The sequence below is a fragment of the Polaribacter sp. AHE13PA genome, assembly GCF_019278505.1.
GTDB lineage: Bacteria > Bacteroidota > Bacteroidia > Flavobacteriales > Flavobacteriaceae > Polaribacter.
The window spans coordinates 1,081,868-1,108,559 of record NZ_CP058985.1; the positions used below are offsets into that span (position 1 = coordinate 1,081,868).

Annotated in this window: 28 protein-coding genes, 1 tRNA gene and 1 pseudogene; 22 read left to right on the forward strand and 8 right to left on the reverse strand. The window is 30.3% G+C overall.

Annotated features, from left to right (window positions below):
* The first annotated feature begins 5 nt into the window (after positions 1 to 5).
* The 7 genes from H0I28_RS04675 (at position 6) to H0I28_RS04705 (ending at position 5,810) form a co-directional block, all read left to right on the forward strand.
* Complete coding sequence (locus H0I28_RS04675; RefSeq protein WP_218730406.1) at positions 6 to 1,433, forward strand: DUF3526 domain-containing protein; 1,428 nt, start codon at positions 6 to 8, stop codon at positions 1,431 to 1,433.
* Positions 1,434 to 1,480: 47 nt separating this feature from the next.
* Positions 1,481 to 2,110, forward strand: a complete 630-nt coding sequence (locus H0I28_RS04680) for an ABC transporter ATP-binding protein (protein ID WP_218760715.1) — start codon at positions 1,481 to 1,483, stop codon at positions 2,108 to 2,110.
* Positions 2,107 to 3,336: an ABC transporter permease gene (locus tag H0I28_RS04685; protein ID WP_218760716.1), complete on the forward strand. Its 1,230-nt coding sequence runs from the start codon at positions 2,107 to 2,109 to the stop codon at positions 3,334 to 3,336. The genes H0I28_RS04680 and H0I28_RS04685 overlap by 4 nt, the downstream gene beginning before the upstream one ends.
* A complete protein-coding gene (locus H0I28_RS04690; RefSeq protein WP_218760717.1) occupies positions 3,326 to 3,763 on the forward strand; it encodes a hypothetical protein in 438 nt (145 codons plus the stop codon). Before H0I28_RS04685 ends, H0I28_RS04690 begins: the two co-directional genes overlap by 11 nt.
* Before the next feature lie 51 nt (positions 3,764 to 3,814).
* A complete protein-coding gene (locus H0I28_RS04695) occupies positions 3,815 to 4,561 on the forward strand; it encodes a 5'-nucleotidase C-terminal domain-containing protein (protein ID WP_218760718.1) in 747 nt (248 codons plus the stop codon).
* Entirely contained in the window at positions 4,561 to 5,475 is a 915-nt protein-coding gene (locus H0I28_RS04700; protein ID WP_218760720.1) for a bifunctional UDP-sugar hydrolase/5'-nucleotidase, read from the forward strand. The genes H0I28_RS04695 and H0I28_RS04700 overlap by 1 nt, the downstream gene beginning before the upstream one ends.
* Positions 5,476 to 5,728: 253 nt before the next feature.
* A tRNA-Tyr gene (locus H0I28_RS04705) sits at positions 5,729 to 5,810 on the forward strand.
* Between the two features lie 1,387 nt (positions 5,811 to 7,197).
* Here H0I28_RS04705 and H0I28_RS04710 read toward each other — a convergent pair.
* Positions 7,198 to 8,010 (reverse strand): RDD family protein, encoded by an 813-nt coding sequence (locus tag H0I28_RS04710; protein ID WP_218730412.1) that lies wholly within the window; start codon positions 8,008 to 8,010, stop codon positions 7,198 to 7,200.
* A 22-nt stretch (positions 8,011 to 8,032) separates the two neighbouring features.
* On the opposite strand from H0I28_RS04710, the gene H0I28_RS04715 reads away from it, so the two are divergent.
* The 9 genes from H0I28_RS04715 to H0I28_RS04755 all read left to right on the forward strand — a co-directional run bounded on the left by H0I28_RS04715 (position 8,033) and on the right by H0I28_RS04755 (position 16,615).
* Complete coding sequence (locus H0I28_RS04715; protein WP_218730413.1) at positions 8,033 to 8,998, forward strand: stage II sporulation protein M; 966 nt, start codon at positions 8,033 to 8,035, stop codon at positions 8,996 to 8,998.
* Complete coding sequence (locus H0I28_RS04720; protein WP_218760722.1) at positions 8,998 to 9,714, forward strand: DUF4129 domain-containing protein; 717 nt, start codon at positions 8,998 to 9,000, stop codon at positions 9,712 to 9,714. The genes H0I28_RS04715 and H0I28_RS04720 overlap by 1 nt, the downstream gene beginning before the upstream one ends.
* Positions 9,714 to 10,922, forward strand: a complete 1,209-nt coding sequence (locus tag H0I28_RS04725; protein ID WP_218760724.1) for a DUF4350 domain-containing protein — start codon at positions 9,714 to 9,716, stop codon at positions 10,920 to 10,922. Before H0I28_RS04720 ends, H0I28_RS04725 begins: the two co-directional genes overlap by 1 nt.
* 3 nt (positions 10,923 to 10,925) lie before the next feature.
* A complete protein-coding gene (locus H0I28_RS04730) occupies positions 10,926 to 11,930 on the forward strand; it encodes a MoxR family ATPase (protein WP_218760725.1) in 1,005 nt (334 codons plus the stop codon).
* A gap of 198 nt (positions 11,931 to 12,128) precedes the next feature.
* Positions 12,129 to 13,463: a DUF58 domain-containing protein gene (locus H0I28_RS04735; protein WP_254712834.1), complete on the forward strand. Its 1,335-nt coding sequence runs from the start codon at positions 12,129 to 12,131 to the stop codon at positions 13,461 to 13,463.
* Between the two features lie 248 nt (positions 13,464 to 13,711).
* Entirely contained in the window at positions 13,712 to 14,095 is a 384-nt protein-coding gene (locus H0I28_RS04740; protein ID WP_218730418.1) for a DUF805 domain-containing protein, read from the forward strand.
* Between the two features lie 23 nt (positions 14,096 to 14,118).
* Positions 14,119 to 14,523, forward strand: coding sequence for a DUF805 domain-containing protein (locus H0I28_RS04745; protein WP_218760727.1), 405 nt, complete (start codon positions 14,119 to 14,121; stop codon positions 14,521 to 14,523).
* Positions 14,524 to 14,626: 103 nt separating this feature from the next.
* A complete protein-coding gene (locus H0I28_RS04750; protein WP_218730420.1) occupies positions 14,627 to 15,820 on the forward strand; it encodes a multidrug effflux MFS transporter in 1,194 nt (397 codons plus the stop codon).
* A gap of 90 nt (positions 15,821 to 15,910) precedes the next feature.
* Positions 15,911 to 16,615, forward strand: coding sequence for a pseudouridine synthase (locus tag H0I28_RS04755; protein ID WP_218760728.1), 705 nt, complete (start codon positions 15,911 to 15,913; stop codon positions 16,613 to 16,615).
* Positions 16,616 to 16,703: 88 nt separating this feature from the next.
* Here the strand turns inward: H0I28_RS04755 and H0I28_RS04760 are convergent, their stop codons facing one another.
* The 5 genes and pseudogenes from H0I28_RS04760 to H0I28_RS04775 all read right to left on the reverse strand — a co-directional run bounded on the left by H0I28_RS04760 (position 16,704) and on the right by H0I28_RS04775 (position 20,035).
* A complete protein-coding gene (locus tag H0I28_RS04760; protein ID WP_218760729.1) occupies positions 16,704 to 16,889 on the reverse strand; it encodes a CPXCG motif-containing cysteine-rich protein in 186 nt (61 codons plus the stop codon).
* Positions 16,889 to 17,893: an NADP-dependent oxidoreductase gene (locus H0I28_RS04765; RefSeq protein WP_218760730.1), complete on the reverse strand. Its 1,005-nt coding sequence runs from the start codon at positions 17,891 to 17,893 to the stop codon at positions 16,889 to 16,891. Before H0I28_RS04765 ends, H0I28_RS04760 begins: the two co-directional genes overlap by 1 nt.
* A gap of 33 nt (positions 17,894 to 17,926) precedes the next feature.
* Positions 17,927 to 18,124: pseudogene (locus H0I28_RS17550) on the reverse strand (hypothetical protein); the annotation flags it as partial.
* 272 nt (positions 18,125 to 18,396) lie between these two features.
* A complete protein-coding gene (locus H0I28_RS04770) occupies positions 18,397 to 18,876 on the reverse strand; it encodes an Lrp/AsnC family transcriptional regulator (RefSeq protein ID WP_068452778.1) in 480 nt (159 codons plus the stop codon).
* A gap of 76 nt (positions 18,877 to 18,952) precedes the next feature.
* Complete coding sequence (locus H0I28_RS04775; protein ID WP_254712835.1) at positions 18,953 to 20,035, reverse strand: M14 family zinc carboxypeptidase; 1,083 nt, start codon at positions 20,033 to 20,035, stop codon at positions 18,953 to 18,955.
* Positions 20,036 to 20,485: 450 nt separating this feature from the next.
* Between H0I28_RS04775 and H0I28_RS04780 the strand changes: the two genes are divergently transcribed.
* From H0I28_RS04780 to H0I28_RS04800, 5 genes are all read left to right on the forward strand, one after another.
* Positions 20,486 to 20,839 carry a helix-turn-helix domain-containing protein gene (locus H0I28_RS04780; protein WP_218753145.1) on the forward strand — a complete coding sequence of 118 codons (354 nt, stop codon included), beginning with the start codon at positions 20,486 to 20,488 and terminating at the stop codon, positions 20,837 to 20,839.
* 83 nt (positions 20,840 to 20,922) lie between these two features.
* The gene (locus tag H0I28_RS04785; protein ID WP_218760731.1) at positions 20,923 to 21,702 is read left to right on the forward strand and encodes a HipA family kinase; all 780 of its coding nucleotides are present in this window, start codon (positions 20,923 to 20,925) and stop codon (positions 21,700 to 21,702) included.
* The gene (locus tag H0I28_RS04790) at positions 21,692 to 22,075 is read left to right on the forward strand and encodes a DUF3037 domain-containing protein (protein ID WP_218760732.1); all 384 of its coding nucleotides are present in this window, start codon (positions 21,692 to 21,694) and stop codon (positions 22,073 to 22,075) included. The genes H0I28_RS04785 and H0I28_RS04790 overlap by 11 nt, the downstream gene beginning before the upstream one ends.
* Positions 22,076 to 22,091: 16 nt before the next feature.
* The gene (locus H0I28_RS04795) at positions 22,092 to 22,925 is read left to right on the forward strand and encodes a mechanosensitive ion channel family protein (RefSeq protein ID WP_218760733.1); all 834 of its coding nucleotides are present in this window, start codon (positions 22,092 to 22,094) and stop codon (positions 22,923 to 22,925) included.
* Between the two features lie 84 nt (positions 22,926 to 23,009).
* Positions 23,010 to 23,525, forward strand: a complete 516-nt coding sequence (locus H0I28_RS04800) for a hypothetical protein (RefSeq protein WP_218760734.1) — start codon at positions 23,010 to 23,012, stop codon at positions 23,523 to 23,525.
* Positions 23,526 to 24,489: 964 nt separating this feature from the next.
* Here H0I28_RS04800 and H0I28_RS04805 read toward each other — a convergent pair.
* Entirely contained in the window at positions 24,490 to 24,765 is a 276-nt protein-coding gene (locus H0I28_RS04805; protein WP_218761598.1) for a helix-turn-helix domain-containing protein, read from the reverse strand.
* Between the two features lie 157 nt (positions 24,766 to 24,922).
* Between H0I28_RS04805 and H0I28_RS04810 the strand changes: the two genes are divergently transcribed.
* Positions 24,923 to 25,435, forward strand: coding sequence for a VOC family protein (locus tag H0I28_RS04810; RefSeq protein WP_218760735.1), 513 nt, complete (start codon positions 24,923 to 24,925; stop codon positions 25,433 to 25,435).
* A gap of 361 nt (positions 25,436 to 25,796) precedes the next feature.
* Here H0I28_RS04810 and H0I28_RS04815 read toward each other — a convergent pair whose 3' ends face one another.
* The gene (locus H0I28_RS04815; RefSeq protein ID WP_368384466.1) at positions 25,797 to 26,126 is read right to left on the reverse strand and encodes a GIY-YIG nuclease family protein; all 330 of its coding nucleotides are present in this window, start codon (positions 26,124 to 26,126) and stop codon (positions 25,797 to 25,799) included.
* Positions 26,127 to 26,692: the final 566 nt, after the last annotated feature.

Here is a 26,692-nt window from a genome sequence, read left to right on the forward strand (position 1 = left end):
ATCGCATGCTGTACTATAATTTTAAATATGAATTAAAAATACTTCTGCGCAGTCGTTGGATACAGTTGATTAGTATTCTTTTATTGGGTTTATTTGTTTTTGCTGCTTTTAATGGCGAAAATAAAGTAGAAAAAAGGAAAGTAAATATTTCGAAAGCAAGAACTGAAGTGCAAGCTTCAGATAAAAACATGCTAGCTGTTTTAGATTCTTTAGAAAACGGAATGAATGTGCATGTGTCTCGTTATAAAATTCCGACGAGCCCAATTTCTATTGGAAATTACTACCCTAGAGTTGCTGCAATGGATCCTAATGATATGGGCTTTTTAGCTGTAGGACAAAGTGATATTTTTACGCATTATGTATTACCAACCGTATTTGGAGATGATTTTGCACTGAATTTCACCGAAATGACCAGTCCAATTCAGTTGCTTTTTGGAAGTTTCGATTTAATGTTTGTCATCGTTTATTTACTTCCGTTGCTTATTATAGCATTTTCTTACAATGTTTTATCCGAAGAAAAAGAAAGAGGTACTTTACGTTTGTTGGCATCACAACCGATCTCTATTAGAAAATGGGTATTGCAAAAATTAGCCATGCGCTTGTTTTGTTTGTTTGTCATTATTATTGTGGTATCCGCCATTGTATTTGGTTTTTTCGCTAATGTACCTTTTATAAGTTTCCTTTCGTTTTTAGCCCTGGTATTTTGTTATATGCTATTTTGGTTTAGTTTGGCTTTTGCTATTAATATTAGTAGCTCTAAATCTGCAAAAAACGCTTTGTCTCTTTTAGGATTATGGATTGTTTTTGTATTGCTAATGCCTTCTATTATCAGTCAGACCGGAGATATTTTTTATCCAATTCCGCCAAGAACAGAAATGATTAGTGAAATACGCGAACACAAAGCAGCAGCTACTAAAAAGCAAGATCAAATATTAGATAACTTTTTAAGAGATCACCCCGAATATGCTGTAAATGATCCATCTCAAGCGCGTTCGTTTTGGCACGGATATATTGCTTCTCAGCAATTAATTAAAGAAGAATTGGAACCACTTTTCTCTGATTATGAAGATAAATTAAAAAAACAACAATCTTGGGTATCTAAATTTCAATGGATATCTCCAGCAATTATTACGCAAAGTGCCTTAGGTACTATGGCAGGTACTACAAAAGAAGATTATAACAATTACCAAAATCAAGTGTATCAATTTGCTGCAGATTGGCGTAATTATTTTGTTCCTTTATTGTACAACAACAAAACGTTTAATAAAACGATGTATAAGGAATTACCAACATTTACGTATGCGCCTAAAAAAGATCATTCTTTACTTTATGCCATTGTTGGTTTGTTACTAATTTCTGTGGTTGTTATTGCCATTACCATGTTTAGTTATACCATCAATTTAAAAAGAAAAGGAATGGTATTGATGCAATAATGATGTCAATTAAAAATATAAAGTAAAAGTGTCATAAACACATTAAAATGCTAAAAACAAGTAGTCTTACTTTTCAATATAATAAAAATGATCGTATTTTTAGTTTTCCTGATATCGCTTTAGATAAACAAGAAAACTTACTCGTTATAGGAAAATCGGGTATTGGTAAGACTACTTTTTTACATTTATTGGCAGGATTATTAGAACCTGTAAATGGGACTGTTGTAGTTAATGATATCGATATTAATGCATTGTCTAACCACAAATTAGATGCTTTTAGAGGGGAGAATATCGGACTTGTATTTCAGAAAAAATATGCAATTCAGAATTTAAATGTATTTCAAAACCTACAAGCGAGGCTTTTATTTAGTAAAAAACCGATTAATCATAAGGAAATAGAAGTTTTATTAGCGCAATTAGGTTTATCTGAATTTAAAAAAAGTAGCATAAAAACACTTAGTGAAGGCCAATTACAACGTTTAGGTATTGCTTTAGCAGTGATTCATAAACCTAAAATTATTTTGGCAGATGAACCAACTTCTAGTTTAGACGATGAAAATTGTGAAATTGTGATGAATTTACTCCTGAAACAAGCAAAGCAAACTGGAGCGAATTTAATTGTAATTACACATGATCAGAGAGTAAAACCGTTCTTTAATAAAACCGTTTTATTATGAAAATCTGGAGTATAAGTCTACATAATATAAAATCGAAACCTTTATATACTTTTTTAAGTGTCTTTATTTTGTCGTTAAGTATTGCCCTTTTAATAGGGATTCAACAATTAAAAAACGCTTTTAAAAACCAAATTGAACACAATGTAGGTAATATCGATTTAGTAATAGGAGCAAAGGGAAGTCCGTTACAACTGGTGTTAGCTTCGGTATTGCATTTAGACAATCCTACTGGAAATATTTCTTATGAAGAAGCCAAAAAAATGGGGAAGCACCCAATGATACAATCTGCCATACCTATTTCTTATGGCGATAATTACAAAGGATATAGAATTGTAGGAACCACCAAAGACTATTTTGGTATTTACAAGGCGGAATTAGAAAAAGGAAGATATGTATCAGCCTCTATGGAAGTTGTTTTAGGAGCTACTGTTGCAGCACAATTACATTTAAATATTGGTGATACTTTTTTAAGTTCTCACGGTTTGGTAGAAAATAGTTTAGATGTGCATCAAGATGCAATAACTGTAGTAGGAATATTAAAGCCTACACAAAAAGTTATTGATCGCTTACTGATTACTAATTTAGAAAGCATTTGGGATGTACATCATCATGAAGAAGAAGAACATGAAGAACATGCAGCAGGGCATCATGATGAACACGATGTGCACCACGAAGAAGAGAAAGAAATCACTTCTTTATTAGTTCGTTTTAAAAGTAAAAGAGCACTTCTAAGCATGCCTAGAAAAATAAATAAGGATACCAATATGCAAGCTGCATTGCCTGCTTATGAGCTGCATAAACTACAGGAATATACAAGCATTGGTTTTAAAACCATTTCTGGAATCGCTTATTTAATTTTAGTAATTTCTTGTCTCACAATTTTTACGAGTTTGTATAAAATGGTAAAAGAACGTGCTTTTGATTTGGCTATTTTACGTACCTACGGAGCTAGTAGTTTTCAATTGATACAAATGGTTTTATATGAAGGTCTAGCTATTGTAATTACAGCCTTTTTATTGGGTTTTCTGTTTGTTAAAACAGTCTTCTTTTTTACACTAATTAGCATGCAAACTAATTATCAGCAAGATGTACTGCAAGCACTGCCTTTTAAAGATTTATTACAAATAGCAAGCCTCATTTTTGCAATGATAATTGTATCGGTTGTATTGGCTATTTATCCTATTATAAAAATGAATATTTCAACAATTTTAAGTAATGAAAAATAAACATTTACTTCTTGTTTTGCTTTTCTGTAGCTTTTATGGTTACAGTCAACAAGAAATTACCTGGCAAGATTTAGCAGCAGTAACGTATACAGATAAATTTTTTACAGAATATAATGAAACTTTTATGTATCCTACTTTTTTACCGTCTGTAAAGGCGCTAGATGGAAAACAAATTACAATTAAAGGCTATTTTTTAAATATTGCGCCAGAAGAAAATATTTACATATTATCTAAAGGCCCTATGTCTTCTTGCTTTTTTTGTGGAGAAGGTGGTCCAGAAACTGCAGTAGAACTTTATTTTAAAAATAAACCAAATTTTAAAACAGATAAAATTGTAACCGTAACAGGTGTTTTTAAGTTAAATAGAGACGATGTGGAGCATTTTAATTATATTTTAACAGAATGTACAGGTAAATTAATAGAATAAAAAAAGGATACTATTTTTTTAATTATTAGCTTTCGGCCTCATATGAAAACCATGAAATTATTACATTTTATTTGCGGTCTACTGCTTGTAGTTTCTTGCAAAAAAGCAGATCAGCAACTCACAAAAATAACGGCTAAAAACATTGCTATAGACAGTACATTTGTACCATCTACAAAAATAACAAACCTCATAGCACCTTATAAAGAACAACTTACCGGTGATATGCAAGAAACCTTAACCTATACACCTATAAAGTTAACCAAACAAAATGTTGGCAGACAAAGTACTTTAGGCAACCTATTGGCAGATATGTGTGTAGCAGTGGCAAACCCACTTTTTAAAGAGAAAACTAATAATTCTATCGATTTTTCGATGTTTAATAGTGGCGGAATCCGTGCGAGCATTCCGGCAGGAAACATTACCAAAGAACACGCATTTAAATTAATGCCATTCGATAATGAATTGGTTGTTGCTACCCTTACAGGTGATAAAATAAAAGAATTAGTTACCTATTTTATAAAAAACAGCGCCGCACATCCTTTGTCTAAAAATATAGAATTGACCATTATAGGAGACACGTATACATTACTAATTAATGGCAAGCCATTGGATCAAATGAAGACCTATACTGTATTAACTTCAGATTATTTACAAGATGGAGGTGATAAAATGAATTTTTTTAAAAATCCTGTAGCATTAACTGTATTAGATTACAAAATGAGAGATGCTATTATAGATTACTTTAAAAAAGTAGATACATTACAAACTACCATTGATAACCGTGTAAAACTGAACTAATGAAAAGAAGAGATTTTATAAAACGTACAGGAGCCTTTTCTACAATGGCCTTAGTTGGTGGTATTACATTACCGTCTTTTATTGCAAAAAAACAAAGACATATTACTATTTTACACACCAATGACACGCACAGTCATATAGAACCTTTTAAAGCCAACCACAACAGATTTCCGAATGGAGGAGGAGTGGCAAGACGCGCTACCTTGATAGAACAAATACGACAAGAAAATGAAAACACTTTGTTATTAGATGCTGGTGATATTTTTCAAGGAACGCCTTATTTTAATTATTTTGGAGGAGAATTGGAGTTTAAGTTGATGAGTATCTTAAAATATGATGTTGCTACAATTGGTAATCATGATTTTGACAATTCTATAGAAGGATTGTACAAACAATTACCAAACGCTAAGTTCGATTTTGTTTCTGCTAATTATAATTTTAAAAATACAGTGTTAGATACGCATGTGAAACCTTATAAAATACTGCATAAAGACGGACTTAAAATAGGTGTTTTTGGTTTGGGGATTGAGTTAGAAGGTTTGGTAGGTAAGAAGATGTACAAAGAAACCGGTTATTTAAATCCGATTGAAATTACACAAGATATTACACGTCAATTAAAGCAAGAAGAACAATGTGATTTGATTATTTGTTTATCGCATTTAGGATATTACTATAAAAACAATCCAGATAAAGTTTCAGATTTAACACTAGCGAAGGCTACTAAAGACATTGATTTAATTATTGGTGGCCATACCCATACTTTTTTACCAAAACCAACCATTGTAAAAAATGCAGACGGAAAAAACACCTTGGTCAACCAAGTAGGAGCTTATGGTGTAAACTTAGGACGTATTGATTTTTATTTTGATGAAGATGCAAATAAAACTGCAAAAGGAACTACTATTTTGGTGTAATTAACATTGCAAACCCGAAACGCTTTATTTTCAGATTGTTACTCTTATAAAGGTTTGCTAGCCTAACAAAGCAACAAGTTCTGAACATTAAATTAAAGCATAAAACTGAAAAAAAAACAAAATATTTTTAGGTCATTTATGAAAACTTTGTATATTCGCACACCTTAAGAAAACAAGGTAGTTCTTTACAACAAAATCTGATGTTATTTGGTTTACTTTTACAACAGATTTGTAAGAAAAAAATAAGTAAAAAGGGGAGATACTCAAGCGGCCAACGAGGACGGACTGTAACTCCGTTGACTACGTCTTCGCAGGTTCGAATCCTGCTCTCCCCACAATTACTTTCCTCTTTAAAATGAATTAAATTCCTTCTTAATTTCCAGTATTAAACCGTTTACATTACTTCATATTTTTAACATTTTAACCATCAATATTCAATTCTCCTGTATTAGATTTTTTTTTATCTAAAACCAGTTGAATACTTGTTTTTATAACTCTAAAAATTAAACAAGACGTTTTTAAATGTTTTAAAAATAGACTAAGTATTTTAAAGGCTTGTGAAATTGGTGAAAGAATTATATCAAAAATGAAAAAAATTATTGATGTATTTGTTATAGGAATGACTGCGTAATTTATAGCCTTCAATATTGAACTCGTTTTTTATTTAAATTAAGTTAGTTTATTACTATCTGTAGAATCGCTTATTTGAAAATTATTTAACCATTATACCGAATATTCAATTCTAGTGCCAACTAGAAAAAAGGATTTAATGCTCAATTAATAGGATATCGGATTTCACAAACCTAGAGATGTTATTTCTTATCTTTTTTATTGTTGGATTGAATCTATAATCATTTAAAATAATTTTTATTAAAATGAGAAGTAGAAGGTTTTGGAATTAAATTAAATCCAAAATCTGATGGTAGGGAAGGAGTAGATTTTTTAATTGGAGAAAACTAATTAGATTTCCAATACATAACGAAATATAAAAATCAAAAATTTTCATAGAAAATAATGTTAGTATAATGCCAAGTTTATCAAATTGGGAGATTAAAACTTCTACTAATAATATCCCAAAATTAGCAAAATATGCTTTAGAAAAGATGATTGATAATTTAAAAGATTAGATTATTATGTTAAATAGATTAACACGTTTTTACTCAGATGAAGCGTTCGCAATTGGCCTAATATAAATTTGGCAAAACAATAGGTGAATGAGCGTAATATTTTAGAGAGTTAGTTGTAAATATAATTGATAATTAAAAGGTTAAATAGTTCGAATGTTTAATATAATAGCGTATTTTAAAAATATTATTGAATAAGACAAAATACGAGATTCTACGAAATTATAATTAAGACTTGTTGAAGAATGTTTAAACACCCCAATAACAATGTTTATTGTTAGTTCAAGAATTTCTGGGATATTTAACATAATAGAGAATTATAGCTATCAAATAAACCTACAAGTAATTAGCCGTAATTTCTTTACACATAATATCTATCGATATAAGTCTAAAGACATTATATCTGATATTATGTGTAAATAGCCTGAAATAGGGCTATACAGAAATCACTGCATAAATGTACTATAATTTATATTATGTTAAATAGGTTTTTAAAGAACATACAATCCTCTCTTTAAACTGGTAAATTATATAAATACAGCTATTAAGTGCAAAACAGCAGTATTTATATAATTTGATAAAACTAAGAACTAAAAGATTACATATTCTGTGTGTAGAAATTATAGTCCTTTAAAACAACATCTAAGAACTCTTTATCTGTTTTGTGAATAGATTTTATTCCGGTAACTTCTAAAACTTTAGAACGAAGTTTTATTAAGGTTTTAAAATCGTTATATTTCTTTGCTGAATTAAACGTGTTTTTAATAATACGAACATCATTGTCAGACAGTTTAATAACATTCGGATACGTTGGTACATAAGCATTTGAAATATTTTCTAAGATGGTTTCAGAAAACTGTACATCATCCTTTAGGTAAACAACAACCGTATTAGCAATGATATCACCAAAACGTTGTTGATTATCTGTGAATAATATCAATAAAAAACCAATCATTTTTCCAAAGAAAAAAAGCAACATTAATAAAGCTACTTCATCATCTAATCCTAATGAAGCCACATAAACAAATAGTAATGTAAAAAGGTTAAAATCTACCACTCTTAAAAACCAACGGATGATGAAATCTGTTGTAGAAGGTTTAAAACCATCAATATTAATTACCTTTAAATGGAATAATTTTTTACCAACTGTTTGTCCGTTTAAGAGTATTTCTGAATACAAAGAATAAAAGGTAACTGGCAGAAAAATGAGTACATCTATGGCACGTAAAGACCAAGAATCTCCTTCCAATGCGGTTTGAAACATTCTAAAATCTAAAATTTCAATGGCAAAATAGAGATATGCAAATTTTATAACATTATCTACTCCAAATGCAAATAGCCTTTGGCCAACATTTGCAAGGGTAAAATTGATGTTTACATTTTGTGCTGTTTTTATTTGGAGTCTTTTCATGCAATGGTTAAATTCGCTCTGTATGAGAGAGGTCGCTTTTATAAAGCAAAATAAAGAAAAATGGCTCGAATTTGAACAAGGTTTTTCAAATAAAGAGAAAAAAAGTCCAGATGACATTGCAAACCTGCATATAAAAATCATGAACGATTTGGTATATGCGCAAACCTATTATCCTAAAAGTAAAGTTACTCAGTATTTAAATAAGTTGGCAAAGTCTAGTTTTGACAAGGTTTATCACTCAAAAAGACGCAACAAAAATGTTTTATTGTATTTCTTTTTTGATAAAGTACCACTACTCGCCTACCAATACAGAAAATATATTTATCTCTCTTTTATTGTCTTTTTTGCTTGTTTTTTCATCGGTTTGTTATCAACATTAAACGATACTTCATTTGCAAGACAGATTTTAGGAAACAATTATATAGATCAAACGCTAGAAAACATAGAAAGTGGCGATGCCATGGCAATTTATAAAGGAGGTAGCAATTGGGGGACTTTTATTGGTATTTACGATAATAACCAACGAGTTGGATTAAAAATGTTCTTATCTGGGTTATTTATAGGTATTGGTACTGGTTTTTACGTAGTATATAATGCTATAATGGTGGCTGTTTTTCAAGCATTCTTTTATCAAAATAATAGTCTGTTCGACAGTTTAAAAGGAATTTGGATTCATGGTACCTACGAGATTTTTAGTATGATCATAGAAGCAGCAGCAGGATATATTATTGGCGCTAGTATTTTGTTTCCAGGAGCATACAAACGTTTCGAATCCTTTAAAATAGGTATGAAAGCAGCGTTTTATATTTTTATAAGCACCATTCCGTTTACCTTAGCAGCTGCTTTTTTAGAAGGTTATATTACCCGATATTCTAATATTATGCCTACCGTTTTGTGTTTTGCAATCATTGGTTTTAGCTTAGCTACTATTAGTTATTACTACTTAATTTTACCTTTTAAGGTAGCTAATAAACATCAATTACGTTAATGCAAAAAAAGGTATTTCTTTTCGTCTTAATTTTTACTTCCATTAGTTTTGGACAGGTTGATAATGACAGTCTTATTTTATTTGAAAAAGACACTGTTCATTATGAAAAATCTATTGAGTATGCCCAAAAAAGAGCGTTTACAGAAAATATAAAAGAAAAGTATAACGACAAAGAGTTTCAATATACAGAAGAAGAAATTGAAGAGACAGAGCCAGAAAAACCTTCTGCGGGAGAATCTGCATTTGTTGAAGCCTTTTTATTTTTTATCAGTACTATTTTTCCTTTTTTATTAGGAGGAATTATCATATTTATTATTTTAAAAACCTTGTTAGGTACAGAAACCAATTTTTGGAATTTTAAAAAATATAAAAAGATAGTGGCCAAAAAACTGATTTATGAAGATGAAGATATTCATGAAACAGATATTGACGGATTGTTACAAAATGCTATTCAAAATAAAGAATATCGATTGGCTATTCGTTATTATTATTTATCGGTTTTAAAAACACTATCAGACAAGAAACTGATAGATTATCATAAAGATAAAACAAATTCAGAATACCTTTTTGAAATTGAAAATACCGCTACAAGAACTGATTTTTCATATTTATCGTATGTCTATTCTTATGTATGGTATGGAGATTTTCCGATAGACGAAACCAATTTTAAATTGGCAGAAAGCAAGTATCAATCTTTTAAAAACACTTTAAAATAATGATACTACAACATTTAAAAAAATACGCTCCTCTCCTGCTCTTGTTTCTACTAATTGGTTGTAATAAAACAGATTGGAACGAGAATTTTAAAGAGAAAGAGAAAAGTCCGTTTGGCAATTATATTATTTACAATGAAGCTGAAACGCTGTTTAAGAATCAAAAAGTAACCTTGTTAAAGGAAAATATTTATGACTATTTAGCCTTTGATTCAGCGTACGACAGCACAAAAACATATAATTATGTTGCGATAAAACATAGTGGTTATAAATTGACAAATACAGGTGTTACAGAGCTTTTAGACTTTGTAGCTAAAGGAAATAACGTGTTTTTAGCATTTAATAGTTTTAAAGACAGTTTAAAATCCTCTTTAAAATTTACTACGAATAATTTAGATAAAGACGTATATGATGTAAAGGGTTTAAAAAAGTTAAAAGGAACTTTTGAATTGAACAACAAAGCTTTTTCTAAAACATCTTTTTCTTTTGATAGAAACATTAGAAGAAACTACTTTTTACAATACAATGAGAATACTACAAGTGTTTTAGGAACCTTTGCGGTTGATGGAGAAAAAGTGCCTAATTTTATTAAAATCCATTATGGAGAAGGAGCTTTTTACTTACACACACAGCCCATTGCTTTTACCAATTACTATTTGTTAAATAATAAAGAGGAGTATGCAGCCAATGTATTTTCGTATTTACCAAATGCAGACGTTATTTGGGATCCGCAGATAAAATCTAGTAAATATGAAGATAAAAAAGAGGATGATAATAATGTGTTTAAATTCTTTTTAGAGCACCCAACGTTAACATGGTTTTTATTTGTTTCTTTAATAGGGTTATTGCTGTTTATGCTTTTCAACGCAAGAAGAAAACAACGTCCGATTCCTATTATAAACCCCTTACAAAATTCGACAGTAGAATTTACTCAAACTATTGCCAATTTGTATTTAAAAGAACAAGATCATAAGAATTTAGTTGATAAAAAAATAGCCTACTTTTTAGAAAAGGTTCGTTCTAAATACCTTTTAGATACCAGCAATTTAAATACTGATTTTATAGAAAAACTAGCTTCTAAATCTGGTAATGATTTGCAAAGAACAAAGTATTTAGTAAATACAATTATTACTTTAAATAAGAAGACGGAATGTCTTGAAGAAGAATTAATTGTATTGCATAAAATGATAGAAAATTTCTTAAATAAATAAGATATGGAAACACCGAATAACGAAGAAGTACAACAAGGTATCTCTTTTGAAAATAGAATTGATTTATCTGAATTACAAGAGAGTGTTTTTAAGATAAAAAAAGAACTACAAAAAGTAATTGTAGGTCAAAAAGACATGATGGATTTATTGATCGTTGCACTGCTTGCAGATGGTCATGTTTTAATAGAAGGTGTACCTGGAGTTGCCAAAACCATTACAGCTAAATTACTAGCAAGAACTATAGATGTTGGCTTTAGTAGAATTCAGTTTACGCCAGATTTAATGCCTTCAGATATTTTAGGAACTTCGGTTTTTAATGTAAAAAAATCTGAATTTGAGTTTAAAAAAGGTCCTATTTTTTCGAGCATGATTTTAATTGATGAAATAAACAGAGCGCCTGCAAAAACACAAGCTGCTTTGTTTGAAGTCATGGAAGAAAAGCAAATTACTATAGACGGACAAACATTTAAGTTACAAGAGCCTTTTGTAGTTTTAGCAACGCAAAACCCTATAGAACAAGAAGGAACGTATAGATTACCTGAAGCACAATTAGATCGCTTTTTATTCAAGATTAATGTCGATTATCCTAATGCAGATGAGGAGTTACAAATTCTCTTAAAAGAGCAAGCTTTAGAGAATACGACAAAAGCAAGTAAAATTGAAACGGTTATTTCTGGAGCTAAAATAAATGAATTTAGAAATTTAGTCAACCAGATTAAAATTGAAGAGAATCTATTAAAATACATTGCCAATATTGTGGTGAATACTAGAACGAATTCCTTTTTATATTTAGGAGCTTCACCAAGAGCAAGTATTGCAATTTTAGGTGCATCAAAAGCGTTTGCTGCTATTGAAGGACGTGATTTTGTGACGCCAGAAGATATTAAAAGAGCCACAATACCAGTATTGCAACACAGGGTTATTGTTACACCGGAAAGAGAAATGGAAGGTTTAACAAGTAAACAAATTATAGAGCAAATTATTGAAGCGGTGGAAATTCCTAGGTAGTGCTTGTTGATCTGTAATCAATTATCAGTAAAACAAGAAGGAAGTCTTCGATAAAGCTCAGACTGAAATTGATAAAAATACGCGTCATTACGAGGAACTAAGTAATCTGTTTGTTATTTAGTTCTTTGTTAAGTAGAGATTGCTTCGTACCTCGCAATGACAAAAAAAACGAATACAAATAAACAATTACATAAAATATTGAAACATTTTTACAACACTTTATTCTTAAACAATCGATTTTTCTATATTTTAGGAAGTATCTCAGCTCTTTTTGTGGTTGGTTTTTTCATTCCTTTCTTTTTTGAAGTTTCTAAAATGTTGCTTTTTGTTTTAGTGGTGTTACTATTGGTTGATGTTTTTATTTTATACAATACCGAAAATGCAATTAAGGTGAATCGCTATTTACCAGAGCGATTATCTAATGGAGATGTAAATAAAATATCGATGCAACTGCAAAGTTTATATGGTTTTAAAGCACATCTTTCTATTATAGAAGAAATTCCATTTCAATTTCAAAAAAGAGATTTTATATTCAATATTATCCTATCAAAAAAAGAAGAAAAAACAATTCATTACGATTTAATTCCAACAGAACGAGGTGTTTATTTATTTGGAAATATAAACGTGTACGCCAGTTCTCCGTTACAATTAGCAACTAAAAAACACGTTTTAGGAGAAGGAAAAGAAGTAAAATGCTATCCATCTTTTTTAAAGTTGAGAGAATTCGATTTTAAAGCATTTAACAATGATGCTGTTTCTTACGGAACAAAAAAAGTAAGAAGAATTGGGCATTCTTTAGAATTTGAACAAATTAAAGAATATGTTTCTGGTGATGATATTCGGTCTTTAAACTGGAAAGCCACTGCAAAGAGAAATCAGTTGATGATCAATCAGTATGTAGAAGAAAAATCGCAACCTGTTTATGCTATTATCGATAAAGGTCGTGCCATGCAAATGCATTTCAATAATTTAAGTCTGTTAGATTATGCAATCAATTCTACATTAGCAATTAGCAATGTTATTTTAAGAAAACAAGACAAAGCAGGTATGTTATCGTTTTCAACAAAGTTGGAAGATTGGGTGGTTGCAGAAAAAAGAAACTCTCAAATGAGTTTAATTTCGGAAGCATTACATAATATCAAAACAGATTTCTCAGAATCGGATTTTAGTACGTTATACGCCGTTGTTAAAAGAAAAATTACACAAAGAAGTTTACTGATTCTTTATACAAATTTTGAAACTATGGACGGTTTAAAGAGACAACTCCCCTATTTACGGGCATTGGCTAAAAATCATTTGGTATTGGTGGTCTTTTTTGAAAATATAGCATTAGAAGCTTTAACCACAACACAAAGTGAAGATGTTTTAGGGGTGTATGATAGTATTATTGCAGAAAAATTTATGTACGAAAAGAAAAGTATTGTAAAAGAACTCAAAAAATACGGAATTCAAGCTGTTTTAACAAAACCAGAAAACTTAACAGGAGATACCATTAACAAGTATTTAGAGTTAAAATCTAGGGGGTTATTTTAGGTTAGATATCATAAAGAAAAACGTTAAAGTAGGACAGATATAGATTAAGTAAATTGAGTAATTATCGCTTCTAAAATTCATCACTTTTATGAGTCTTATTATAGTTACAGTTTGTATTATGGAAAACAATTATGCATAATTAATAAGGACTAACACTTAAAACATGTGTAAAAATAATTAGATTAATGCTGTTGGTAAAGAATAAATAATATATTTGTAAGCTTATTAAAAAAACTAAACTTTTTAGAGTGAATTGGTATATAAAAGTAATAAAACAGTATTCAGACTTTAAAGGAAGAGCAAGACGTCAGGAATATTGGATGTTTATTTTAATAAATTCAATTATTTCTATCGGTTTCATGTTTATGGACAAAATTTTTGGTACAAATTACGGAGAATTTGGTGAAGATGGATATCTTGAAACGTTCTATAGTTTAGCTGTTTTAGTGCCATATATAGCTGTTACAGTAAGAAGGATGCATGATGTTGGAAAAAGTGGTTGGTATATGTTAATACCATTTTATAATTTTTATCTAGCTTGCACAAATAGTGAGAATGGCGAAAATAAATGGGGTGAAAACCCAAAAGGTGAAGGAAATAGCTCAGAAATTAATCAAATAGGTCAAGAATAGTATAATTATTAAAAATTAAAAAAATGAATTGGTATTTAAAAGTAGTAAAAGAACATTACGCAGATTTTAACGGTAGAGCAAGAAGAGAGGAGTATTGGATGTTTACATTATTTAATGCAATAATTTCTATTGTAATAAGTGTTGTGTTTGCAGGGATCGGTATTGCTTTAGAATCACCATTATTAACAGGTTTAAGCTATATTTATACTTTGGCTGTTTTAGTACCAAGTTTAGCTGTTCTGGTTAGAAGATTACATGACACCGGAAAAAGTGGTTGGTTCATTTTAATTGGACTAATACCTTTAATTGGTGCTATATGGTTATTGGTAATATTATGTACTGATAGTGTTTCTGGTGCAAATAAATGGGGAGAAAACCCTAAGGGAATTGGAAATAATGCTGCTATAAATGAAATAGGTAGAGAATAACCCTTTCAAATATTAAAATACAATAGAAGGTTGCTTATTTAGCAACCTTTTTTTTTGTTTATTTTTCTCAACTTTAACCCCTAAATAAAACTACTTTTGCCTTGTGAAAATTAGACAAAAATCAGAATCGGAATTTATTATTGTAATGGCCTCATTAATGTCTTTAGTTGCTTTTGCAATAGACGCATTATTACCTGCTATTTCAGATATTAGTGAAACAATTCATATTATAGACCCCAAAAACAATCAGTTATTTATAACAATGATTTTTTTAGGAATTGGTTTTGGGCAACTTATTTCAGGACCATTATCTGATAGTTTTGGTAGAAAACCTATTATCTATGTTGGATTTAGTGTTTTTGTACTTGCTAGTTTTATTTGTCTTTTTGCTACTAATTTAGAAATGATGATTGTTGGTCGGTTTTTACAAGGAATTGGCTTATCTGCCCCAAGAACCATAAGTATTGCTATGGTTAGAGATCGTTTTAGCGGTAATTACATGGCGAGAGTTATGTCTTTTATTACGGTAATCTTTCTTTTAGTACCTGTTATTGCTCCTGCTTTAGGTAAAATATTATTAGATGCCTACGGATGGAAATCTATTTTTTACAGTCAGTTAATTATTGGAGTTTTCATTATGCTTTGGGTTTGGAAAAGACAACCTGAAACTTTAGTGGTAGAAAAAAGAAAGAAATTTAAGTTAGCACTTTTTGTAGAAGGTCTTAAAGAATTTGTAAAGTATAAATATGCTGTAATTTTTACCATATTCTCTGGTTTTATTACAGGATCTTTTATGGTATATTTAAGTGCTAGTCAACATATTTTTGTAGAACAATATCAGTTAGAAGAAGAGTTTCCTTTTATTTTTGCTTGTTTGGCAATTAGTATTGGAATGGCTACTTTTTTAAATGGGAAGCTCGTAGTAAGAATGGGAATGTTTAAACTAGTTTCCTTTTTTACAATAATGTTTACGGTAGTTTCACTAATCTACATTCTCTTTTTTTATGGAGATGCAAATCCTAATATTTATGTTTTATTGATATTTTTTGGCTTGCAGTTCTTTTCAATCGGATTTTTATTTGGTAATACTAGAGCTTTGGCAATGGAGCCTATAGGACATATTGCAGGTGTTGGAGCTGCTATTAATGGTTTTGTTTCTACTATAATGGCAGTACCAATTGCAACTTTTATTGGTAGTTATATTACGGACACCGCTTTGCCTCTATTCATTGGTTTTTTTGTTTGTGGTACTATTGCTCTTTTGTTAATTCTACTTCTAAAGTTAAGGAGAAATTAATTTTAAAAGACGTGTATTTATATAAAAATAGCAGATAAAAATAACCAAATATTAGCTTATCAACTTTAAAAATTATTATAATATTTTAGTATGGAAATTCCTATAATTTATCAAGATGAGTTTATTATTTGCGTTGCTAAACCTAATAATGTACTTGTACATCATGCACATCATTCTAGAAATGTTGCTGATGAAAAATCTCTTTTACAGTTTTTAGATGAACAAGTTGGTGGTAAGTTTTATCCGATTCATCGATTGGATCGAAAAACATCTGGAATTATTCTGTTAGCAAAGGAAACACACTTTGTTTCTCAGTTTCAAGATTTATTTACTGCTAATGAAATTCAGAAAACGTATTATGGAGTGGTTCGTGGTTTTTCTCCGGAATCAAAAATTATTGATTCTCCAGTAAAAGGAAGAGATGCGAATGTGCACAAAGAGGCTTTAACACATTTAAGAACTCTAGAGCAAGTCACTTTAGATATTCCTGTAAAACCGTATGATTCTTCTCGTTATAGCTTGGTAGAATTATCTCCTAAAACAGGAAGAATGCATCAATTACGTGTGCACTCTAATAAAATAAGTCACCCATTAATTGGTGATACAAAATATGGAGACAAGAATCATGATGTAATGTTTGAGGAAAATTTTGGTTGGAAAAATATGTTTTTACATGCAGGAAAACTAGAGTTTAAACATCCTTTTACGGAAGAAGAACTTATCTTAAAAGCTTCTTTTCCTGAAGATTGGATTAGCTTATTTAAAGCTTTTTCTTGGGTAAATCCTATTGAGTAAATAAGTTGTTTCGCAGAGATTCACAGAGAAAAAGTACAGCGTTTTCGGAGTTTTTTTTTAAATATCTTTGTAAATCTCTGTGTAATAATTATTGTTCTATAGACTGTGCGCTAAAACTAGCCAATTCTCCTTCTTCAAAAATTGGTGTAATTTCTATAGGATTACAACAAACTTCGCAATCTTCTATGTAGGTTTGCTGGTAGACGCTTTGGTCTAATATCATTGATATTTCTTCCCAACAATGTGGACATTGAAAAAAATGCTCTACTTCCACTATTCTATTACTTTTAGCACTAATTTACCTTTTTTATCTCCAGAAAATAGTCTGTTATAGGTTTCTTGAAAATTTTCAATACCCTCATAGATATCTTCACGAGACTTTAATTTACCTTCTTTTAACCAAAGTGTCATTTGCTTTGCTGCTTTGCCAAAATCTTTTGTATAATCCATAACAACCATACCTTTCATTGTAGAACGTGTAACTAGTAAAGACAGATAATTACTTGGTCCAGCTACTTTAGATTTGTTGTTGTATTGAGAAATTGCTCCACAAATTACTACGGTTGCTTTCATACGTAGTTTGCTTAAAGCGGCATCCAAAATTTTTCCGCCTACGTTGTCAAAATAAACATCAATTCCTTTTGGGCATTTTTGTTTTAAAGCAGTGTAAATGTTTTCGGACTTATAGTCGATTGCGGCATCAAAACCTAGTTCATTTACAATATAATCACATTTTTCTTTACCACCAGCAATACCAATAACTCTACATCCTTTAATTTTTGCAATCTGCCCAACAATACTACCAACAGCACCTGCAGCGCCTGAAACTAATACAATATCTCCTTCTTTTACATTTGCTACTTCTAAAATACCAAAATAAGCAGTCATTCCTGGCATACCTAAGATACCGAGATACGCTGGCATTGGAGCTAATTTTTCATCTACCTTAAAACAGCCTTCACCATTTGAAACAACATATTGCTGTACGCCTCCCCAACCAGAAACACAATCGCCAATTTGAAAATTAGGATTGTTATTGTTGTTGATTACTTTACCAATAGCACCGGCTCTCATAACACTATCTAATGCTACTGGCGGAATGTAAGATTTGGTATCGTTCATCCAACCACGCATAGCTGGGTCTAGAGAAATATAATGTTGCTGAATTAAAATTTCTCCTTCTTCTAAAGCCGGAATTGGATTTTCTTCAAATTGCCAAGTATTTTTGTCAGGTGTTCCTATCGGACGGTTTTTTAAAGTGATTTGTTTGTTGTTCATTATAAGGTATTTAAGATCTAAAAATAGCAAATTTTAATAATCTATCAAATTTAAAATCGCTTTTTCTAATCTATTTTTTCCTAAATATTGATTTTCTAAATTTTTATCAAACGGAATTGGAGTTCCTAAACTAGCGACTCTTTTTACGGGAGTATCTAAGTGTTCAAAACAGTTTTAATTGATTAAAGCTGAGATATCGCTCAAAATTCTACCAAACAACGAGTCTTCTTGACCGACTCCAGAAAACCATTTAGATATTTTTCCTTGCCTTAAAAGAATCAGTATTTTCTCCTCGATTTAGCGCGAGGTTTTAGCATGTTTTTAAAGGGGCTTAATAAATGTATTGTTATGAATGGAAGAAGGTTCAATAAAATCAATTTTTGAAGACATAAATTGTAGATTTTATCGTTATGCTAACAAACATACAGATAAAGGGATAATCCATAAAAAAAACCTTATCATTTTACTGATAAGGTTTTAAATGGTATTAAAAAAAAAGAAGCTTACAATTGTTGAAAAATTTCGTGCATCATTCTTTTTTTATCATTGATGCTTTCTTCTAAAGCAATCATTGTTTCTGTTCTATTTACTCCAGGAATATCGTCTATTCTGTAAATAATATCTTTTGCATCGTTAGTACCTTTTGCTCTTACTTTACAAAAAATATTGTATTTGCCAGCAGTTACATAAGCTACAGTAACATTAGGAATATTTCTTAAATCTGCAATAACATTCTGAGTCATAGAGGTTTTTTCTAGATACACACCTACATGTGCTATGAAAGAATACCCCATTTTCTCATAGTTTAAAGTAAGCGTAGATCCTTGAATAATACCCTCATCTTCCATCTTTTTTACACGTACGTGAATGGTACCTGCAGATACTAATAGTTGTTTTGCAATATCGGTAAAAGGAGTCCTTGCGTTTTCAATTAACACATCTAAAATCTGATGATCAATTTCGTCTAATATAAATTTTTTCATTTTTTACGTATTATTCAAATTACTACGCAAATTTATGATTTTAATTTAATTAAACTAACATAAAACTAACAAATACTTAAACTTTTTTACCTTCGAAAACGATTTCGCAGTGTCCAATCTTAGAAATTAAACTATTTTCATCTACTTTGTTTAATTTTGAGACAAATTTACCTTCTATTATTTTGTCATCATACTGATATGCAACGTCTTGTTTTGGATCAGCATATCTATGAATGATATCGTAGAAAATTTTATCATTATTTGGAATATTAAAATATTCCTCGTAATTGATAAATGAAGTTGAATTTGCAATGTGATGTAATCCTTGTAATATAGAAAAGAAAGTATATTTTCTCGACTCTTCCCTGTCGTAGTCATCCGGATAATGACCAGATTCAATTAAAATAGTATTGTATCCTAATTTTTGAAAATTATCTCCTGTAGCTGTTGGATAAAATTCATCCGTATATCTACCAACAAAATTAGGAATCACGTTTTGTAACATCGCATTCATACTCACAATCACATCCATGGTAGCTATTCTCCCTTTTGTAAGTCCTCTTGTAATTTCTTCCGAAGGAGCTAAAAAAGAAATCGTTGCAGGGTTTTTGGTTCCCTCTACGCTAAAAATAGTTCTCTGATCGTGTAGGTTAAAACAAAACTGTGGATTAAAATCTTCTAAAATACTACGTAAAAGTTTACTTTCCTTTGCTTCTCTATTTACTGCATCTCTATTAAGATCTACATTATTAGCATTAACTCTAGTGTATGCTAATGCACCATCAGGGTTTAACATCGGTATAAAAAGCAACGTACATTCTTCTAGTATTTTATGAAAAGTACGCTCAGATGAATTTAAAATACAGTTAAAAAGATCAAATAATGCTCTTGTACCTGTGCTTTCGTTTCCGTGCATTTGAGACCATAATAATATTTTTTTAGAACCCGTACCAATTTTTAATTGATGAATAGGTCTGTTTTCTTCAGAAGTACCAATTTTAGAAACCTCAAATTTTGAATCGTATTTAGAAAATAGGTTTTCGATGTCTTTATAGGTAATCCATTTTCCTTGTAGTGTGTTTTCTTTTTCTGCGGAATAAATATTTTCTAAAAAATCGATTGGTAAAGTATTCATGGTATGCTGATATTTTTTTTTCAAAAATAAAGAATTTTTAAAAGTTAGCTATCATTTAAATTTAATCATATCCATAATTATTTATAAAAAAAGAAGGTTTAAGTATTACATGAATTGTCGTTTTAAAATATTTTTTTATTAAGTAATTGATGATCATTTATGCATTTACAATTGTTAATAGTTTACAAGTTACAATTGTAAATTCATCACTTGTTACAAATGTAAATAGAGTTTCGGGACACGTGTGTTACTTTTGTAAATTGCATTATGTAATCAGTACTATTCGTATTGTTCTTAAGTAAAACTAGATAGTAAAATTCTATATATTAAATTTAACATATTATTATTAAGGTGTTTATGTGATTTATATAAAGTTTTACTTCACTATAAATATCACTATTTAAACTGTTTACAATTATATCTTTTGCTGCTATCATTAGATTGTATACATTTGTATAAAGAAACGTTATTACAATGGTAAACATATCTGAATTTACTACACGATTAAAACAAGTGATGGAATTTCACCAGTTATCTGCCTCTATGTTTGCAGATAAAGTGGGTGTACAGCGTTCCAGTATTTCCCATATCCTATCCGGAAGAAATAAACCAAGTTTAGATTTTATTCTAAAAGTAACTACAGAATTTAATGATGTAGATATGTATTGGTTGTTAAACGGAAAAGGTAGTTTTCCTAAAAATGCAGAACCGAAGGCAACTACTGCTCCAACTTTTTTTAATGATACTTCGTCTGAAACGGTTGGAAAAAAAATACAGCGTATTGTCGTTTTTTATTCTGATGGTACTTTTGATGAATATCAGAAATGATAAAATTTTATTAAACACAGATTTTTTAAAACAAATTCTCCTAATTAAACTTCAAGTTATAGAATTAGCATAATTTAGTCTTTATGAATAAAATTGATATTAGAACAGTAAATGTTGTACAATACTTACAACCTTTACGAGAAGGTGGTTCTTTGCCTGCAATTGTAAAAGCAGATGATGGTTTTTTATATGTACTTAAATTTAGAGGTGCAGGTCAAGGCAAAAAAGCATTGATTTCAGAATTTATTGGAGGAGAACTTGCTAGAGCAATTGGCTTACATGTACCAGAATTGGTTTTTATGAACTTAGACGACTCTTTTAGTAAAACTGAACCCGATGAAGAAATTCAGGATTTATTAAAATTTAGTGTAGGTTTAAATTTAGGATTACATTTCTTATCGAGTGCAATTACCTATGATCCTTTGGTTTCTACTGTAGATACATTAACAGCTTCTAAAGTTGTTATTTTAGATAGCTTAATTAGTAATATAGATAGGACTGCAAAAAACACCAATCTTTTAAATTGGAATAATGAACTTTGGATTATTGATAATGGAGCTAGTTTTTATTTTCATCATAATTGGGCAACTTGGCAAAATCATTTAACAAGAACCTTTCCTTTAATTAAATATCATGTGCTTTTACCTAAAGCAACAAATTTACAAGAAGCTTCATCAGAAATTAAAAAAGTGATAAATGCAGATGTAATACATGAAATTGTTGCAAACATTCCAGAAGATTGGTTATTAAATGAAGGAGAAGTTTTAACGTCAGATGAAATTAGAGCAGCGTATATTCAATTTTTAAACGCAAAACTTTCTATGATTGATCAATTAGTTAAAGAAGCGGAAGATGCAAGATAAAGTTACATTCGAATACGCCATTATTAGATTGGTACCAAAAGTAGAACGTGAAGAATTCTTTAACGTGGGCGTAATTCTGTTTTCGAAACGTAAAAAATTCTTAGGGATAAAATACAAGATAAATGAAGATAAACTAAAAGCACTAGCACCAGAATTAGAGTTAGATTTTTTAAACAATTATTTAAATGCTTGGAAATTAATTTGCGAAGGAAAAGCTGCTGGTGGCAAAATTGGTAAATTTGAAATATCAGATCGTTTTAGATGGTTAGCGGCTTGTAGAAGCACCATTATACAGAGTTCTAAAACGCATCCTGGTTTGTGCGAAAATCCTGAAGGAGAATTAAAGGATATTTTTGAAAAGTATGTTTTATAATTTTAATAAAAATTAAATGGAGTTGTTAAAGACAATTTTAGAATTCGAACTTTTTAGTTTTGAAGAATACAGCCTAAAGTTAGGTGCTTTATTCCTAGTGTTACTAATTTACTTAGTAACAAAAGTAGTTTTGTGGTTGTTAAAAAAATCTTTATTTAGAAATAAAAGTGTAGATGAGTTTAGTAAAGGAAATACTTATTCTTTATTTCAAATTATCAAATATATAATTTGGGTTCTTTCATTTGGTTTTATGTTAGAGGCTTTAGGTATTGAAGTAACTCTTCTAATTGCAGGTTCTGCAGCATTATTAGTTGGAGTTGGACTTGGTTTGCAACAAACGTTCAATGATGTTATTTCTGGTATTATTTTACTCTCAGAAAGATCTATTAGAATTTCTGATGTTCTAGAAATTGATGGAGATACTGTAAAAATACAAGAGATTGGTTTGCGAACATCAAAAGGATTAAATACAGACGATATTTCTATTATTATCCCCAACTCTTTAATCACTACTAATAAAGTGATTAATTGGAGTCATCAAGCTAACTTGAATCGTTTTAGAATTGATATTAGAGTTTCTTACAATTGTGATGTAGAATTTGTAATTAAAATTCTAGAAGAAAGCGCTAGAGAACACGCGGAAGTTAGTATAAATAAAAAGGTAGAAGCACGATTACTGAGTTTTGGAGAATCGTCTTTAAATTTTCAAGTATTGTTTTATAGTAGTACCATTTTTAGATCCGATAGAATGAAAAGTGATATCCGTAGAGTTATAAGGCGTAAATTTGTTGAAAATAATATTGCTATCCCTTTTCCACAAATGGATATTCACATGAAACCAAGCAAATAACATTACTTAAAAAAACACACAATTAACATTAAACTTTTAACTAACATTAAAGTCTATATAATAGATTTTTAAAATAAAACAATCATGGCAAAAAGAAAGACACCAGCATCACTTCAAGTTAGAATTATTCACAGATATTTAGGATATTTTTTATCCGGAATTATGTTTGTGTATGCTTTAAGCGGAATTATAATGGTTTATAGAAACACAGACTTCTTAAAAACCGAAGTTGTTACCGAGAAAAAATTAGCTCCAAACTTAAACGACCGTCAATTAAAGCCTATTTTTAAGAAAGGTGCAGAAGTGTTAAAAAAAGAAGGTGACGTTGTATATCTTAAAAATGGAAATTATAATAAAAAAACAGGTATTGCTACCATAAAAAAAATGGAGCTTCCTTTTATTCTTGATAAAATGGAACATCTTCATAAAGCAAATACTAACAGTCCGCTGTATTTTTTAAACATCTTTTTTGGAGCATCCTTATTATTTTTTGTTTTTTCTGCTTTTTGGATGTATACACCTAAAATGCCTGTATTTAAAAAAGGAATGTATTTTACGGCTGGCGGAATTATCCTAACACTTATTCTATTGTTTATATAACACCCAATAAACATTATATAACTTAACTTTTTAATTCGGTTTTACTATTGTTTTTAAGCAGTAGTAAAATCGAATTTTTAAATTATAGAAGCATTTAGTTCTCGACTGCGCTCGAACAGACAATCATGAGGTTTGTTTTTTGAGTTAGAATTAATACACACAGTTTTGTCATTTCGACCTTTGGGAGAAATCACATAAAGTGATGCTATTGTTGTGTTTGTTGTTATGCGATTTCTCCTATCGTCGAAATGACAATCATGAGGTTTTTTTTTGAGCTAGAATTAATACACACAGTTTTGTCATTTCGACCTTTGGGAGAAATCACATAAAGTGATGCCATTGTGGTGTTTGTTGTTATGCGGTTTCTCCTTTCGTCGAAATGACAATTGGGGTGGTTTTTTTTTGAGTTAGAATTAATACATATAGTTTTGTCATTTCGACCTTTGGGAGAAATCACATAAAGTGATGGCGTTGTTGTGTTTGTTGTTATGCGATTTCTCCTTTCGTTGAAATGACAATCATGAGGTTTTTTTTGAGCTAGAATTAATACACACAGTTTTGTTATTTCGAACTTTGGGAGAAATCACATAAAGTGATGACATTGTTGTGTTTTTTGTTATGTGATTTCTGGCCTGCGCTCGAACAGACAATCATGAGTTTTTTTTTGAGTTAGAATTAATACACACAGTTTTGTCATTTCGACCTTTGGGAGAAATCACATAAAGTGATGGCGTTGTTGTGTTTGCTGTTATGTGATTTCTCCTATCGTCGAAATGACAATCATGAGGTTTTGTTTTGAGTTAGAATTAATACATACAGTTTTGTCATTTCGACCTTTGTGAGAAATCACATAAAGTGATGCCATTGTGGTGTTTGTTGTTATGCGGTTTCTCCTTTCGTTGAAATGACAATTGGGGTGGTTTTGTTTTTGCGTTTTAAAATAAATAAAACAAAATCCTTATAATTATTCTGCAATATCTTTTAAACCCCAAGCATCTAAGCTTCTTAGAATTGCTTCTAAAGATCGCCCTCTTTCTGTTAGCGTATACTCTACTTTTGGCGGAACAACAGGGTATACTTTCCTAGAAATAAGCCCGTCTTTTTCTAGCTCTCTTACCGTTTGTGTAAACATTTTGTTAGAAATACCTATTATGTGTTTTTGCAACACTCCAGAACGCAAACCTCCTTCTAATAAATGGAATAAAATTAAAGGTTTCCACTTAGTACCAATTAAATTCATAGTATAATTTAACGGACATACATTTTTTTCTATCAAAATATAATTTTTAAAATACTTATAATCATTAATTTACTCGTTTAGGTAACTATGCTACTTTTAGGTAAGTTATTGCCTATAAGGCAAATATAGATTAATTTTGAAGTCTAAATTAGAAATTATGACTGAAAATAAAAATTACCCAAAATCATTCTCACATATTGGTCTTACCGTTCCTAACATTAAAGAAGCTGTAAAATTTTATTCAGAAGTAATGGGCTGGTATATTATTATGGAACCTTCTACAGTTAAAAAAGAAACAGAAACTGCCATTGGTAAAATGTGTATTGATGTTTTTGGTGAAGATTGGACCGAATTTGAAATTGCGCATTTGTCAACTTCAGATGGCGTTGGTATTGAGTTATTTTCTTTCCCAAACGGAATAAAAGAAGCACCAGAATTTAGTCCTTTTAATACAGGGCTTTTTCATTTTTGCATTCAAGATCCTAATATAGAAGAATTGGTCGATAAAATTGTTGCTTACGGAGGAAAACAAAGAATGCCAATTAGAGAGTATTATCCAAAATACAAGCCATTTAAAATGTGTTATGTAGAAGATCCTTTCGGAATTGTTTTTGAAGTGTACACACATAGTTACGAGTTAACTTATTCTTCTGGAGCGTATGCAAAGTAAAGCGAACAGTTTTGTCATTACGAATGAGGTACGAATGAAGTAATCCCTATTTTGACAAAAAGATTGCTTCGTTCCTCGCAATGACAAATAGACTGTCATTACGAGGACAATAGGACGAAGTAATCTGTTTATTCTGAGTTACAAATTATGAGATTGCTTCGTAACCTCGCAATGACAAATGGACTGTCATTACGAGGACGATAGGACAAAGTAATCTGTTTGTTTTGAGTGAAACATTATGAGATTACTTCGCGTTATATGGCAATGACAAATCTACTGTCATTACGAGGACGATAGGACGAAGTAATCTGTTTATTCCAAGTTACAAATTATGAAATTGCTCTCTTCTGCGCAATGATAATTAAAACTGAAATAACCAACCATCAGACAAATCATTCCAATTAGGATTTTCTAAATTTACCATATCATTTTTACGTTTTCTATTTCCAGCTTTTAATTGTTTCTCTCTTACTATAGCAGAATTTATATCATCATATTCTTCAAAATACACTAATTTATCACAATTGTATCTTGCTGTAAAACCTTTGTACTCTTTCGTTTTATGCTGATAAATTCTTTTTAATAAATTACTAGTGACTCCAATATATAGAACAGTATTATTTTTATTGGTTAAAAAGTAAATATGGTATTTTTTCATGTTTTTTCCCTCTAAAATAAATAATTTTGTCATTACGAGGAAGTTCTGACGAAGTAATCTGTTTGTTTTGAGTAGCATATTATGGGATTGCTTCGTAACCTCGCAATGACAAATCTACTGTCATTACGAGGACGATAGGACGAAGTAATCTGTTTATTTTGAGTTACACATTAAGAGATTGCTTCGTTCCTCGCAATGACAAATGGACTGTCATTACGAGGACGATAGATAGGACGAAGTAATCTGTTTGTTTTGAGTTACATATTATGAGATTGCTTCGTAACCTCGCAATGACAAATGCACTGTCATTACGAGGACAATAGGACAAAGTAATCTGTTTATTTTGAGTTACACATTAAGAGATTGCTTCGTAACCTCACAATGGCAAACGGACTGTCATTACGAGGACAATAGGACAAAGTAATCTGTTTATTTTGAGTAGCATATTATGGGATTGCTTCGTAACCTCGCAATGACAAATCTACTGTCATTACGAGGACGATAGGACGAAGTAATCTGTTTGTTTTGAGTTACACATTATGAGATTGCTTCGTAACTTCGCAATGACAAACGGACTGTCATTACGAGAACAATAGGAC

Coding starts and splice junctions, on each gene's coding strand:
- H0I28_RS04810 (WP_218760735.1), top strand. CDS start 24,923: ATGACTGAAAATAAAAATTACCCAAAATCATTCTCACATATTGGTCTT.
- H0I28_RS04710 (WP_218730412.1), bottom strand. CDS start 8,010: ATGAAAAGACTCCAAATAAAAACAGCACAAAATGTAAACATCAATTTT.
- H0I28_RS04780 (WP_218753145.1), top strand. CDS start 20,486: ATGGTAAACATATCTGAATTTACTACACGATTAAAACAAGTGATGGAA.
- H0I28_RS04770 (WP_068452778.1), bottom strand. CDS start 18,876: ATGAAAAAATTTATATTAGACGAAATTGATCATCAGATTTTAGATGTG.
- H0I28_RS04800 (WP_218760734.1), top strand. CDS start 23,010: ATGGCAAAAAGAAAGACACCAGCATCACTTCAAGTTAGAATTATTCAC.
- H0I28_RS04720 (WP_218760722.1), top strand. CDS start 8,998: ATGCAAAAAAAGGTATTTCTTTTCGTCTTAATTTTTACTTCCATTAGT.
- H0I28_RS04795 (WP_218760733.1), top strand. CDS start 22,092: ATGGAGTTGTTAAAGACAATTTTAGAATTCGAACTTTTTAGTTTTGAA.
- H0I28_RS04765 (WP_218760730.1), bottom strand. CDS start 17,893: ATGAACAACAAACAAATCACTTTAAAAAACCGTCCGATAGGAACACCT.
- H0I28_RS04725 (WP_218760724.1), top strand. CDS start 9,714: ATGATACTACAACATTTAAAAAAATACGCTCCTCTCCTGCTCTTGTTT.
- H0I28_RS04690 (WP_218760717.1), top strand. CDS start 3,326: ATGAAAAATAAACATTTACTTCTTGTTTTGCTTTTCTGTAGCTTTTAT.
- H0I28_RS04785 (WP_218760731.1), top strand. CDS start 20,923: ATGAATAAAATTGATATTAGAACAGTAAATGTTGTACAATACTTACAA.
- H0I28_RS04680 (WP_218760715.1), top strand. CDS start 1,481: ATGCTAAAAACAAGTAGTCTTACTTTTCAATATAATAAAAATGATCGT.
- H0I28_RS04675 (WP_218730406.1), top strand. CDS start 6: ATGCTGTACTATAATTTTAAATATGAATTAAAAATACTTCTGCGCAGT.
- H0I28_RS04730 (WP_218760725.1), top strand. CDS start 10,926: ATGGAAACACCGAATAACGAAGAAGTACAACAAGGTATCTCTTTTGAA.
- H0I28_RS04715 (WP_218730413.1), top strand. CDS start 8,033: ATGAGAGAGGTCGCTTTTATAAAGCAAAATAAAGAAAAATGGCTCGAA.
- H0I28_RS04805 (WP_218761598.1), bottom strand. CDS start 24,765: ATGAATTTAATTGGTACTAAGTGGAAACCTTTAATTTTATTCCATTTA.
- H0I28_RS04695 (WP_218760718.1), top strand. CDS start 3,815: ATGAAATTATTACATTTTATTTGCGGTCTACTGCTTGTAGTTTCTTGC.
- H0I28_RS04745 (WP_218760727.1), top strand. CDS start 14,119: ATGAATTGGTATTTAAAAGTAGTAAAAGAACATTACGCAGATTTTAAC.
- H0I28_RS04815 (WP_368384466.1), bottom strand. CDS start 26,126: ATGACAAAATTATTTATTTTAGAGGGAAAAAACATGAAAAAATACCAT.
- H0I28_RS04685 (WP_218760716.1), top strand. CDS start 2,107: ATGAAAATCTGGAGTATAAGTCTACATAATATAAAATCGAAACCTTTA.
- H0I28_RS04790 (WP_218760732.1), top strand. CDS start 21,692: ATGCAAGATAAAGTTACATTCGAATACGCCATTATTAGATTGGTACCA.
- H0I28_RS04755 (WP_218760728.1), top strand. CDS start 15,911: ATGGAAATTCCTATAATTTATCAAGATGAGTTTATTATTTGCGTTGCT.
- H0I28_RS04700 (WP_218760720.1), top strand. CDS start 4,561: ATGAAAAGAAGAGATTTTATAAAACGTACAGGAGCCTTTTCTACAATG.